This is a genomic window from Alkalibacterium sp. 20, assembly GCF_001885615.1.
In the GTDB taxonomy this organism is placed as follows: Bacteria; Bacillota; Bacilli; order Lactobacillales; family Carnobacteriaceae_A; genus Alkalibacterium.
This window is the reverse complement of sequence record NZ_LSRN01000045.1, coordinates 1-14039: the sequence shown is the minus strand read 5'-3', so window position 1 is coordinate 14039 and position 14039 is coordinate 1. Positions and strand designations below refer to the sequence as shown.

Below are 14039 nucleotides of genomic sequence, written 5' to 3'. Positions count from 1 at the left end.
AAAGAAGATGATTCCCGGAGCTTATCGGAATCATCCTCTATGGACTGCACAGTATCGCCTTTTTAAAGTATCTAGTTTAAAGCTGTTCATTCGTATTACGAAGTTTCCAAGACTTTTTATATTTCGAAAATTAAAAATTATATAGCGCTGAACCAATTATGTTTCCTAAAAAAAATGAACGCTGCTATTCGAGCTCTTCCTGACCTGTAATGATTTCGTGATGTCTGAAAATCTGACTATTCATTATTCGTCAACGTGACTCTGATCTTTGTGTCCGTTTCGGTCAATAATCCCTCGTTCATATTTTCTTCAACGTCAATCTCTCCGTAGTTATTTGGTTTAGGAGGCTCAAGCTCTCTATTACAGGCTCCGAGAAAAAATGCGCTTGCCAAGACTATTGTTCCTAAAATCTTTTTCATTATAGATTTTCCTCCTTCATATATTTGTTGAGGTAAAAAGGATATGTACCGACTTTGAATAGGAAAGAGATAGCTAATAAACATATTATAGTCTGATTTTCTCATATTTATAAGAGATTGTAAAAAGTAAGCGATTTTACTATGAATTAGAGCAGATGACACTAGAGTGAATGTTTTTCTTTGAATGGTATATACTTATTTCTGACTATAATTACGTATAAAATGCCATTAGTGAAAGTTTATTCCAATAATAAATAAAAAAAGAAAAAATACACCAAAACGCTTGAATTATTGTAAACGCTTTAGTATACTTCTAAGTGTAAACAAAAAAGGAAAATGGAGGGAAGAAAATGACTAAATCATTTAGAAATAAGTTTTTGTTTAGTTCAGCTTTATTGTCAATTTTACTAACAGGTTGTGGGGATGATAATGTTGATAATGAGGGAACTGGTGATGTTTCAGAAGATGCAGAATCAGATACAGAAGAGAGCAGTGAATTATCGGGTGAAATTACTTTCTGGACCGCATCATTATCTGGAGATCCGTTTGACGGATATTTCGAAGAAATAAAGAGTGATTTTGAAACAATGCATCCTGATGTGACAGTCAATATCCAAGATACACCACAAAATGAAATGGAACAGCGTGTATTGACATCATTGACTGGCAGTGACGCGATGGATGTTATCAACTTGAATCCGCATTATATGGCCAATATAGCAAGTCAGGGCGGATTACTTAATATGGAAGAATATTTAGACGATGATATTGGTTCCAGATTCGTTGAAGGTGCATTTGAAGCTGGCTATTATAATGACGAGCTATTAGCACTTCCATGGTATTTAACAACGACAGTCAGTTGGTATAATTCAGATCATTTTGAAATGGCAGGAGTTGAGAACGTTCCTTCTAACATGCAGGAACTGTACGAAGCATCCAGTGCTATTACCGAAGAAACAGGCAATCCTTCTTTCTTCCAAATCATAAATGATGGCAACACGATCATGGAAAAAATGGTGACGATCGCTAACGGAGAAAACATTGTAGAAAACGGTGAAGCTGTTTTCCAAGACAATGCAGATATACTCGAATTTTTTGACACTGTTCAAACGATGTACAGCGAAGGGTTAATTAGTCAGCAGAATGCTGAGGGATCCATCGGTGCTGCTCAGGAACTATTCATGAATGAAAATCTTTCTCTAGTTGAAGGAGGAATAACCTTCTTAGGACCTGTTGAATCGGGAGCGCCATCAGTATATGAAGCAGCTAAAGCAGGCCTACCACTAAATGGTGACGACGCACCTATGAATATTGCAGTAATGAATTTGGCCGTTCCGACAAATACGGAATATCCGGAAACAGCTGTAGCGTTTGCCGAATTTGTATTAAATGCTGAAAATCAATTAGAATTTGCTGAACTAGCGGGTACAGTCTTACCTTCAACGGTAGAATCTCTTGAAGACGATTACTTTACTGATCCAGGTGATTCTCCTAAGGCTTCCGGCATGCAGCAAGGTGCCCAAGCTTTAGAAAGAGCAAGAGTGCTCATTCCATTGACTGAAAATAACTTCGAATTAAGAGAAGTGACTAAGAATACATTCGTTGAGGTAATGATCGGTGATATATCAGCCGAAGAAGGATTGAATCAGTTAGCTGAGGAATGGACCAAATCGTTTAGCAACTCAGATATTGATGTTTCATTTTAATATAACATACTTTGGTAGAGACTATCTTTTTTAAGGTAGTCTTTACTTTTCAAAGTAAAACAGAAGAAAGTCATCAAGAGGAGGAAGGTAGTTGAGATTAACTTTAAACAAACAAAGTAATGTTAAAGTGAAAAAGAGAAAAGAATCAAGTGTTTTGACTCCTTGGCTGTTTTTATTACCTGCATTATTAATGATCAGTGTCTTTTATATTTACCCTATTTTACAAGCGTTTATGTGGAGCGTGCAAGATTACAAGATCATTGCAGGAGAAGGAGCATTCGTGGGGCTAGATAATTTTAGATATATTTTCCAGGACAGTCTGTTTTGGAGAGCATTAACTAATTCACTATTATTTTTGGTAGTCGTACTTCCATTAAATGTATTTTTACCTATAATAGTAGCTTCAGCAGTAAATCAAAAAGTAAAAGGGATCGGTTTATTCAGGGTCATTTATTATTCGCCAGTCGTTACACCTATGGTGGTAGCAGCATTGATGTGGAGAATGTTATACGTTGAATCTGGTTTTGTAGGTAATCTCGTTCACTTCTTAGGTTTGTACGATAGACCGACAAATTTGTTGATGCAGACATCCACCGCTTTATTTGCAGTAACTGTCATAACAGTGTGGAAAGGTCTTGGGTATTACATGATGATATATTTAGCTGGTTTACAATCTATATCAGATGAAGTATATGAAGCAGCTAGTATAGATGGGGCATCTCCAATTCAAAAATTCTTCAAGATAACCGTACCCATGCTTGCACCCAGCATTACTCTAGTATCAATAATGACCATAATTAATGGATTAAAAGTGTTCGAAGAAATAGCTTTAACTACTGGTGGGGGACCCGCCGGCGCGACAACGACCTTGGTTATTTATATTTTTGATAAATTCAGGAATCTAGAAGTAAGTACGGCTTCTGCAGCTGGTATTGTGTTGTTAGTCCTTGCTGCTACGGGATCCGTTATACAATTGAAGTTGAATAGTGGAAAAGAAAAAGATTTGAAAGGATAAAGTGGTTTATAATGAAAATGACTAAAAATAAGATATTGCTCTATCTTCTAATCATATTTTTTGTATTTGTAACTGTAGGTCCATTTGTTTTTACATTATTAATGTCATTAAAAGGACCGGCAGAAGGCGTATATACAAATATCTTCCCTAGAGATCCGTCATTGGATAATTATTTCATCGCCTTTCGACAGGCACGCTTTGATGAGTATCTGATCAATACAGTTATCGCAGTATTAATAGCTGTTCCTCTGAATATTCTCTTTTGCAGTTTGGCTGCGTATCCATTAGCACGAATGGATTTTAAAGGGAAAAATGTAATACTCATTACTATCATCGCAACAATGGCAGTCCCGTTCCAACTGTTTATGGCACCCTTATTTAATCTGGTAGGCAACATGGGATTGAGAAATAGCTATATTGGGTTGATTGTTTTACAAGTAGGAACGGCTTTTGGTATTTTTCTAATAAGACAATCTTACCTGACCATTCCTAAAGCACTGGAAGAGTCGGCTTATATGGATGGAGCAAATAAATTTCAAGTATGGTTCAGAATAATTCTGCCTATGATCAAGCCTACGCTGATTACATTGGGTATTTACACCTTTACTTTCACTTGGGGAGATTATTTATGGCCTTTGATCAATACGACAGATAACGAAATGTACACATTGTCTATTGGCCTGGCTCAGTTATCCCAGAGTTTTGATGGATCAAATATTAAGTTGATTAGTGCAGCTTCTTTATTGACAACTATCCCATCTTTGGCTATTTTCATCTGGCTGCAAAAATATTTTGTTGGTACCACTAAAGGTGCTGTGAAAGGTTAAATTATTGGAAATGAAGGTGGAAAATCGTGAAAAAATTTTTAACAATTGATATAGGCGGATCGTTGATCAAGTATGGAATTATTGATGAAGATGGGACCCTCTTGTATAAGTCAGAGATTGATACAGAAGCGCATCTTGGCGGACCTTCAATCATAAATAAAGTGAAAAAAATCGGCGAAACACTGTTGGAAGATTACACCGTTGAAGGCATCTGTGTAAGTACGGCGGGACAGGTCGATTCAAGACTGGGAAAAGTAATCTATGCAACGCCGGATATAATTCCTGATTATACTGGACTCTCTGTAAAAGAAGAGCTCGAGTCCTTTTTCAAGCTTCCAACAGAAGTAGAAAATGATGTAAATTGTGTGGGACTGGCAGAATCATGGCTGGGAAAAGGTAAAAATGCAAAAAGTTTATTTTGTCTAACTGTGGGAACCGGTATAGGTGGCAGTTACATTCTAGATAATCAACTGCATACAGGCTTTAGTTATTCTGGTGGAGAAATTGGTTACATGTTGATGAATGATCACCAGACCTTACAACAAATCGCTGCGACCAGCAGTTTGATTGAATATGTGTCAGAGAAGAAGAAGGTTGACCCGAGTTCGCTGAACGGAAAAATAATTTTCGAACAAGCAAAAAAAGGCGATCAGATATGTATTGACGGTATCGACCGAATGGTCAAGCATTTAAGTAAAGGCATATCCACTATCATTTATATGATGAATCCGGAAATGGTTGTGATCGGCGGAGGGATTTCTGCTCAAGAGAGCTATCTAAAGCCTTTGATATATAAAGAGCTTGAAAAAATAATGGTTCCGGCCATATTCACTCAAACAAGCATTGAATTCGCCAGCAATATGAATAACGCTGGCTTAATAGGCGCGTTAAGAAATTTTTTGATCAAAGAAGCATTACATCCTATCAATAAAATCATCACGTCAATTGATTCCAATAGAAATAAGTTAACCAAAAAGGAACAAATCATTGCGGATTATATTTTGAATAATCTCTCTGAAGTACCCAATTTGACGATTAATGAGATGGCTAAAAAAATCGGTGTCGGTGAAGCATCGATCAGTCGGTTTACAAAAAAAATCGATGTAGGTTCCTTCAATAACTTACGCATGTTGACTAGTCGTGCGACGGCCAGTAAGAAAAAAATGGAGAATCGAAGCAATCAGTATCACAATATAAAAACACTTTACGATGATGTCATTACTCGGTTTGAAGAAAGTGCGATCGCTAAAGACATTGATTTAATAAAACAAACGTTAATGACAAATGACAGATTTTTTCTGGTGGGTAAACACGCATTAGAGAAAGAGTTGACGTTTATGAAAGACAAATTACTTGAACTGGGTTTTGATGTTCAATTGTTTACGGACATATCACAGAGGAATTTATCAAAAAAAATCGTTAACGACTCAATCAAAGTACTTGTTTTTGATGTTGAGGGATATGACGGTAGTCTGGTTGATTATGTAAAAGAAGTAAATCAGGTAACAAACACAGTGGGTATCACTTCTCAAACGGATTCGCCATTAGCCAGACAGGTTGGTAAAATAGCCATTCTTCCTTTTTCAAAGAATGATGAACAATCAAATGCGTATGAGGTGTCTTTCTACTTCTTCATGGACTTGTTGACCAATGCTTTGGGACAAGTTAGTAGTGAATCGATTAAAGATAACAGCAAAATTAAATCTGCTTGACTGAGGAGTTTGTTATGAATATTCTATATCTGCCTATAGATGAGCGGCCCTGTAACACGCTGGTAGTGGCCAATATTGCAAAGACGAATAAGGGAATCCATTTAATTACCCCTCAAAAAAGACTGCAAGAAAAAAAAAAAATTCCCGCCATTACACAGGAATTATGGCAATGGGTAGAACAAGAGGCGGCACAGTGTGAAGGATTGATATTTAGTCCTGAATTGATGCTTTATGGGGGGCTTATTCCATCGCGTATTCATCATTTAAGTGATGAGAAAAGAGACAGTTTTATTGAGAAGCTTATTAAATTAAAGAATGATAATCCTCAGTTAACCATCTTGTCTTCTGCCATCGTTATGCGAACACCAGGTTACAATTCTTCTGACGAAGAACCTGATTATTATGAGCAATATGGAGAGGCAATCTATAAGTCGAAGTACCTATTTGATAAAAAAGAGCGAATGGGTTTGTCTTCAAATGAAGAAGACCAGCTCGTCCGTCTGACTGATACTATTCCTCGAGAAGTTGTGGCTGATTATGAGAACAGACGGGCGTACAATTTGAAAACGACGCTCGCCATTTTAAAACTTGCAAAAGATTCAGTTATAAATAACGTAGTCGTGCCGCAAGACGATAGCGCTGAGTACGGGTACACAGCGATCGATCAGAAAAAAGTGATGACAGTCATCAATGAAAATGGGTTGGGCCGGAGCGTTCTCGTTTATCCTGGTTCTGATGAGGTCGGGGCAACCTTGCTGGCACGCTTCATCAATGATACTAATCAGTATCAACCAAAAGTTTACGCACTGTTCAGTAGTACGCTCGGACCGTCTTTGATACCGAATTACGAAGACCGCCCATTCTTCGAAACGCTGAAAAAACATGTCCAGGCTATAAACGGCAAGCTGGTCGAGTCGATGAGCGAAGCTGACATCGTGCTGGGGTATAACACACCTGGAAAAATCATGCAGGAATCTTGGGAACAGGAAACAAATATCGATCAGACCTACTATTCGTTCAGAGACTTGAATACGTTTATTGACGCTTTAAAAGAGGCGATTTCGGCAGGCAAAAAAGTGATCGTTGCAGATAGTGCTTTTTCCAACGGTGGAGACAGAGAATTAATCAATGCTCTGGTTCGAGAAAATGTCTTTTTGGGCCTATATTCTTATAAAGGCTGGAATACCAACGCCAACACGCTGGGAACGACTCTAGCTCAAGGCTGTATTGCGGATTCTTTATCTAGGGAAACAATCAAAACAAATATCTATCATTTACTGGATGACTTCATTTATCAGGCTATGATTCGAATGAACCTGACCAAATCTGTATTGAAACAAGAAGACTTGAACTATTTTGACCTGAAAGATAAAGCGGAAAAAATCAATACATTGATTTCTCAAGCCATTCTAGATTATTACAACAATCATCTTACAACGCTGGCGAACGAGGTTGCAGTTAAATCTTTAATCACTAGAAGCCCATGGAATCGCATGTTTGAAACTGAACTGGAGTTTGATATACACATCAGAGAAGGTGAAAGAGTTGAAGAATAGTAATACAGACGTACTGGTTGTCGGTGGGAGCATAGGCGGATGTCTGGCAGCCTATTCGGCAGCTAAACAAAAGAAGAAAGTGATTTTGACTGAAGAGACAGACTGGATCGGAGGACAATTAACAAGTCAGGGCGTACCTCCTGATGAACATCAGTGGATTGAACAAACAGGATGTACGGCTACATATCGTCAGTTTAGAGAACAGATTAGAAGTTATTACAGAGACCATTATCCATTGACTGAAGAAGCAATGCAGGATCCTTTGCTCAATCCAGGTGAAGCCTGGGTCTCACGATTGAGCCATGAACCCAAAGTAGCATTAAAAGTACTAGAGAATATGTTGGCTCCTTACATTAACAGTGGACGAATCATACTATTGAAAGGCATCAAACCAGTAAAAGCGGTGGTAGTCGATGATAAGGTAAGGGAAATCAAATTTTTTGATTCAACTAAAAAAGAGCATAGGCTTGTTTCGTTCAAAGCAGTTGTGGATGCGACAGAATGTGGAGATGTCTTGCCATTAGCGAACGTAGAATATGTTCTAGGAGCCGAGGGAAGAGAAGACACAGGGGAGACACATGCTTCTTTAGAAAAAGATTCTCAAGACATGCAGTCCTTTACATATGTTTTTGCAGTAGATTTTGTGAAGAACGGGCATTTTATTATAGAAAAACCCGAAGACTATGACTATTGGAAAACGTATATTCCACCGCAGCATTTTAATTCGCTACTCAACTGGCATGTAGGTCATCAAAATGACGCTGGTTCCGTCAATACCTTTACATTATTCCCTGACAGTTCAGATAACCCTGCTTTGTTTACTTACAGAAGAGCTTTTTCCACTGCCTTGCAACAGGAGAAAATATACGAAGGCGATGTTTCGTTGATCAACTGGCCGCAGAATGATTATTTCTTTGGCTCGATCATCGATGTGTCTCCGGAGGTACGTGAAAAACATATTCATGAAGCAAAACAGCTCAGCTTGTCATTGCTTTATTGGCTGCAAACGGAAGCGCCAAGAGACAATGATCAAAAAGGATATCCGGAACTAAGGCTCAGGAAAGATGTTTTCGATACCGAAGATGGTTTAGCCAAGTATCCGTATATCAGAGAATCCAGAAGAATCAGAGCAATGTACACCATTAAAGAAGCAGATGTAAGTATCGAAGACAGAAAAGAAGCTGGGATCAAAGAGTACCAGGATAGTGTAGGGGTAGGCAGTTATCACCTTGATCTGCATACCACGGTCAATTCAAAAACCAGTATGTATATACCGACCTATCCTTACGAAATTCCTTTAAGAGCCATCGTCCCCGTGCGTATTAGAAATTTGATCCCTGGTTGTAAAAATATCGGGACCACTCATATTACAAATGGCTGTTATCGTCTTCATCCGACAGAATGGAATGTGGGAGAAGCGGCCGGATGCTTAGCTTCATTTATGATAGATCAAAATAAGTCAGTACAAGAGATTGCAGCTGATAATGACCTGGTTTACGATTTTCAAGTGCTTTTAACTAATGAAGGCATTCAACTTCATTGGCCGGATGATATAAAAAAAGAAGTTTTAACGCCGAATCGACTATGAGAGGAAAATAATATGTTTTGGGAGAAGGAAAAATTTTTATCAAGAGTGACCGAACTTTATCAGTACCGGTATGTTGAAAAAGATACGATTGACTGTTTTTTGAAACGAGAAGATGAAAGCAATGAAGTTTCACCGTCATTTCCTGATTTTCAAAGTGAACAGACAGAGACATTTAAAACGGGGGAATATTGGAGTGGTAGAGACCGTTATTTATGGCTGAACACGAAAATAACACTACCGGCAGTGGATGAGCATCACAAAGTTGTCGGCTATTTCGATTTTGGACAAACAGGCGATGGAAACAGTTCGGGCACGGAGTCACTCCTGTATATAAATGAAGAACCCTATCATGGTTTGGACGCTAACCACAAAGAAATAGTCATGAAACCAGAGTGGCAGGGGAAGGAACTGACTTGTCACATTAGATTATGGTCTGGTATGGAAGCAGGCGGCGCACACAAAGAACAACACCATTTCTTTAATGACGCTTTTTTAGCGGTCCTTCATAAAGAAACCGATGAATTTTACTGGCGATTATATACGGCAGTTGAAACCCTGATTTCAAAAAGTGAAAATGAGGAATTCTCTGTACGGTTGATCCAGGCGATAGATGCCTCTTTGAATAAAATCGACTGGCGGAATCCTGGAAGTAAAGAATTTTATCACTCTATAAGTGAAGCAAATAAAATACTGAAGCGTCAGTTGGCTGCTTTGAAAACAGTCAGCCCGGTCTCTATCCATACGATTGGTCACACTCATATCGATGTTGCCTGGTTGTGGCGCACAAAGCACACGAGAGAAAAAACAGCCCGGTCATTTTCAACCGTTTTAGCCCTGATGGATGAATATCCAGAGTATACATTTTTACAGACCCAACCCCAGCTTTACAGTTATTTAAAAAAAGATTTCCCGGAAATATATGACAGAATCAAGCAAAAGGTCAAAGAGGGACAGTGGGAAGTCGGAGGAGGGATGTGGCTTGAAGCAGATTGCAATATTCCGTCAGGGGAATCGCTCGTCAGACAATTGCTTCATGGCTATCATTTCCTGAAAGATGAATTCGACGTGGAGTCAGAGTACTTGTGGCTGCCAGATGTTTTCGGATACAGTTGGGCACTGCCCCAAATATTGAGAAAAAGTGGGATAGATACATTCATGACTACCAAGATAAGCTGGAGTCAATATAACCGCATGCCGCATGACACCTTTAACTGGCGAGGCATCGATGGAACGGAAATACTGACTCACTTTATCACGACACCCGACCAGAACGGTTTATGGTATTACACTTACAACGGCGACATGAGTCCGAAATCATTAAGTGAATTATGGGAAAACTACCGAAATAAAACCATCAATCAGGACTTGCTCATTGCTTACGGATACGGCGATGGGGGAGGCGGGGTCACCAAAGAAATGCTTGAAATACAAAAAAGCGCTAAAGAAATGCCCGGTCTTCCTGAAATTAAGGAATCAACAGCAAAAGACTACTTCAATACCCTCCATCAAAATATAGAACAGACGGACCAGTACGTTCATACCTGGGATGGTGAATTGTATCTCGAGTATCACAGAGGGACCTACACCAGCCAGGCAAAAATCAAAAAATTGAACCGACAATTCGAAATAAAATTAAAAAGTCTGGAGACGTACTGTTCGCTGATGTGTCTGGCCAAAGGCTCCTGGAGGGATTACCCGCAGGAAGAAATCCATGCGATCTGGGAAGTCGTGCTTAGAAATCAGTTCCATGATATTATTCCCGGAACTTCAATAAAAGAAGTATACGTGGATGCCTATAAAGAATACGAGTGGGCAGAAAAACAAATAACAGCTATTTATAAAACGCTCAACACGAATCAGACTAAAGAAAATGTTCTGTTCAACCCACTTTCATTTAAACGCTCTGGCCATACCTTTTTAGCAGAAGACAGTCAGTTTGATTCAGACAACACGATGGAAACACAAAACACTTCTGATGGCACGCTAGTCTTTCTTAAAGATGTAAACCCGTATTCTTTTGTCAAAAAACTGGGAAATGGGGGTCTTTCTGAGAAAATAAAAACTGGATTTATTATAGAAGGTTGGAAAATCTCAACGCCTTATTACACGGTTACATTTAATGAATTCGGTCAAATTGAATCTTTATATGATAAACGATTTAACAAAGAATGGATTGAAGACAATAAAGTCGGAAATGAGTTTCAGATTTTTGAAGATAAACCTTTGACCTATGATGCCTGGGATATCGATTTGTATTATCAGCAGAAACAATATCCAGTTACTCATGTAGAGAAGATGGAATGGATTGAAGAAGGTCCTTTAAGAGCATCTTTACGTTTAAAGATAATCTATCAGCATTCTGAAATCGATCAGACCATTCATTTTTATAAAAACAGTCCAAGAATTGATTTTAAAACTGAAATTGAATGGAAAGAAGCGCAACAACTATTGAAGGTTGCATTTCCGGTAACTGTACGTTCAACGGAAGCCACATATGATATTCAGTTCGGAAATGTTAAGCGACCTACCCATTGGAACACAAGCTGGGACTACGCAAAATTTGAGACCGTTGCACACAAGTGGGCAGACTTGTCTGAGAGGAATTTCGGTGTCGCGTTATTGAATGATTGCAAGTATGGATATGATATCAAGGACAATATAATGAGGTTGTCTCTTATAAAATCCGGTATTCATCCCGATTTGAAAGCGGATCAAGGTCATCATTCTTTCAGTTACTCACTTCTTCCGCATGTAGGAGATTGGTATGAAGGTAACGTCGAAAAAGAAGCGTGGGACTTGAATAATCCAATGACACTGTCGTCCGCATACGATGATTTTAATGAAAATGAAAGTCATTTTGAAGTCGATTCAGACAATGTGTTCATCGACACGATCAAAAAGGCAGAAAAAGATAATAAATTGATCATACGGTTATATGAATATGCGGGTGCCACGACTGAAGTTAACGTATCAACAAGTTATAAAATACAAGAATGGATCGAATGTGATTTAATGGAAAGACCGCTTTCTCATAATGTAAATACTGACAAGCTGTCTTTTGATATGAAACCATATGAAATTAAAACCTTTTTAGTTTCATTTTAAAAAAACGACTTGCGAGGGTGAATGAAATGAATATGTTAGACAAAGTTAAAGGTGGCCTGATTGTTTCGTGTCAGGCCCTACACGATGAACCTCTTAATGGTTCATTTATTATGGGACGAATGGCTAAAGCCGCTACTGAAGGAGGTGCCGTAGGGATACGAGCGAATTCCAAAGATGATATCGAAGAAATCAAAAAACAGACCACACTGCCGATCATTGGCATAGTGAAAAGGGACTACACGGATTCAGATGTCTATATCACTGCGACCATGCAGGAAGTGGATGAGTTAATGGACGCGAGGTGTGACATGATCGCACTCGACGCCACAAAGCAAGTAAGACCTAATGGGGAAAGTTTAGAAAGCTTCGTAAAGAATATCCGTGATAAATACGTTGACGTATTACTGATGGCTGACACATCAACCGTCGAGGAAGGAATAGAAGCTGAGCGCTTGGGATTTGACGTGGTTTCAACGACTCTGGTCGGCTACACAAACTACACGATAAACCAATCCATCTTTGAAAATGATTATGCGATGTTAAAAGAATACGTGGATGTAATTGCAGTTCCAGTCATAGCTGAGGGAAATGTTGATACTCCTGAAAAAGCCAGGGCAGTTTTAAATCATGGCGTTTATGCTGTTGTCGTAGGAAGTGCAATCACGCGCCCTCAACTGATGACTAAACGTTTTGTGGAAACGATGAAGGAATAATAACTAGATCGACAAAGAAAACAGCTACAAAATGATTATTGGGAGATTTATTGAACTATTTTATAAAAGATCTTCCAATGGAATAGGTCGTTGAACTGAATCGTCTCGTCAGTTATGAGACGGAAATAGTAGTGGATAAAACTTTTCAAGGATAGGAATACTGATTTTAAAGTATTCCTATCCTGTTTTAATTCAAAGTAGGGAACAGTGTGTTAAGGCGAGTATGAACCTTTCAAAAATATTTTTTCTTGATAATAAGGATTATCTTCACGATTTCTATAAATAGTCAAACACACTCCTTAAGATTACGTCTTATCTTAAGGAGTGACAGTTTCTGAAGTATTAACTCCTGAAGATTTCCGGTTTATCTTCAGGAGTTTAGTTTGAAGTAAGTCCAACTTCTTAAGATCAACAATTAGTTATACAATTAAATCAATATATATCTTCAAAGTGTGAATAGTTTCGTAACGATGTAATGAATTTACCTATAATAAAAGTGTATTTGCTATACTGTTAATAAATATAAGCCGATAGTTCAATAAGGAGCTGAATCATGTTACATTATCAAAAAAACAACCTCACTGTTTTTCAAAGTTCACTGTACAAGACGACATCCGCTGTCATTCATTCAGAAGAAGCCATAATCATGACTGACCCCACCTGGCTGCCGGAGGAAATAGAAGGAATTAAACGCTACATTAAAGTGCATCTCGGTGACAAGCAACTTTACATCATTTACACACACAGCGATTTTGACCATATCATTGGTTCAGGAGCTTTTCCGGAAGCGACCGTGATCGCGTCTGAAGAATTTCAGAATAATCCCAAAAAAGAAGAAGTCTTAAAAGATATCGATGCTTTTGACCAGGAGTACTATTTGGAGCGGAACTATGTGCCACAGTATCCAACCGTTGACAGAGTAATTAAAAAGGACGGAGAAAAAATGGAACTGGGAGACATGACGTTAAACTTTTATAAAGCCCCCGGTCATACCAATGACGGACTGTTTACGGTCATTGAACCCTGCGGTATTTTTCTGTCCGGCGATTATTTATCAGATATTGAATTTCCCTTCATTACAAGCGGTTATCATGATTACATCGATACAATCGATAAGGCATCCTTAATCATGCAGTATCACGATATTAACATTCATGTGCCGGGACACGGTAACGCTACAAACCAAAAGCAGGAAATAATGGACCGGATCGATTTTTCGAAACAGTATTTAAAGCGTCTGCTTAATAACGATACTGAATTGGAAAAAGAATGCCGAAGTAAATTCAGGTTTTTTGAAGGGATGAAAAGTAGTCATCTAGAAAACGTTGAGCGTGCAAATAAAAAGTAAATAAAAGAAAGTAATTTGATTAATAACAAAATTGAGTTGATACTCAATAA

General features: G+C 38.4%; 10 protein-coding genes. 9 read left to right on the top strand and 1 reads right to left on the bottom strand.

What is annotated here, in order from left to right:
• Positions 1-236 precede the first annotated feature (236 nt).
• Complete coding sequence (locus AX762_RS08070) at positions 237-419, bottom strand: hypothetical protein (RefSeq protein WP_071848635.1); 183 nt, start codon at positions 417-419, stop codon at positions 237-239.
• Between the two features lie 350 nt (positions 420-769).
• Between AX762_RS08070 and AX762_RS08065 the strand changes: the two genes are divergently transcribed.
• The 9 genes from AX762_RS08065 to AX762_RS08025 all read left to right on the top strand — a co-directional run bounded on the left by AX762_RS08065 (position 770) and on the right by AX762_RS08025 (position 13989).
• The gene (locus tag AX762_RS08065; protein WP_071848634.1) at positions 770-2125 is read left to right on the top strand and encodes an ABC transporter substrate-binding protein; all 1356 of its coding nucleotides are present in this window, start codon (positions 770-772) and stop codon (positions 2123-2125) included.
• Positions 2126-2216: 91 nt separating this feature from the next.
• Positions 2217-3140 (top strand): carbohydrate ABC transporter permease, encoded by a 924-nt coding sequence (locus AX762_RS08060; protein ID WP_218162488.1) that lies wholly within the window; start codon positions 2217-2219, stop codon positions 3138-3140.
• An 11-nt stretch (positions 3141-3151) separates the two neighbouring features.
• Positions 3152-3967 (top strand): carbohydrate ABC transporter permease, encoded by an 816-nt coding sequence (locus tag AX762_RS08055; protein ID WP_143139327.1) that lies wholly within the window; start codon positions 3152-3154, stop codon positions 3965-3967.
• Between the two features lie 26 nt (positions 3968-3993).
• Positions 3994-5679: an ROK family protein gene (locus AX762_RS08050; protein ID WP_071848632.1), complete on the top strand. Its 1686-nt coding sequence runs from the start codon at positions 3994-3996 to the stop codon at positions 5677-5679.
• 14 nt (positions 5680-5693) lie between these two features.
• The gene (locus AX762_RS08045) at positions 5694-7235 is read left to right on the top strand and encodes a DUF4127 family protein (protein WP_071848631.1); all 1542 of its coding nucleotides are present in this window, start codon (positions 5694-5696) and stop codon (positions 7233-7235) included.
• Positions 7225-8823, top strand: coding sequence for an FAD-dependent oxidoreductase (locus AX762_RS08040; protein ID WP_071848630.1), 1599 nt, complete (start codon positions 7225-7227; stop codon positions 8821-8823). Before AX762_RS08045 ends, AX762_RS08040 begins: the two co-directional genes overlap by 11 nt.
• Before the next feature lie 12 nt (positions 8824-8835).
• On the top strand, positions 8836-11928 hold the full coding sequence (locus AX762_RS08035) for an alpha-mannosidase (protein WP_071848629.1): 3093 nt from the start codon (positions 8836-8838) through the stop codon (positions 11926-11928).
• A 32-nt stretch (positions 11929-11960) separates the two neighbouring features.
• Positions 11961-12641, top strand: coding sequence for an N-acetylmannosamine-6-phosphate 2-epimerase (locus tag AX762_RS08030; RefSeq protein ID WP_218162491.1), 681 nt, complete (start codon positions 11961-11963; stop codon positions 12639-12641).
• A gap of 553 nt (positions 12642-13194) precedes the next feature.
• Positions 13195-13989 (top strand): MBL fold metallo-hydrolase, encoded by a 795-nt coding sequence (locus AX762_RS08025; protein WP_071848627.1) that lies wholly within the window; start codon positions 13195-13197, stop codon positions 13987-13989.
• The last annotated feature ends 50 nt before the right edge of the window (positions 13990-14039 follow it).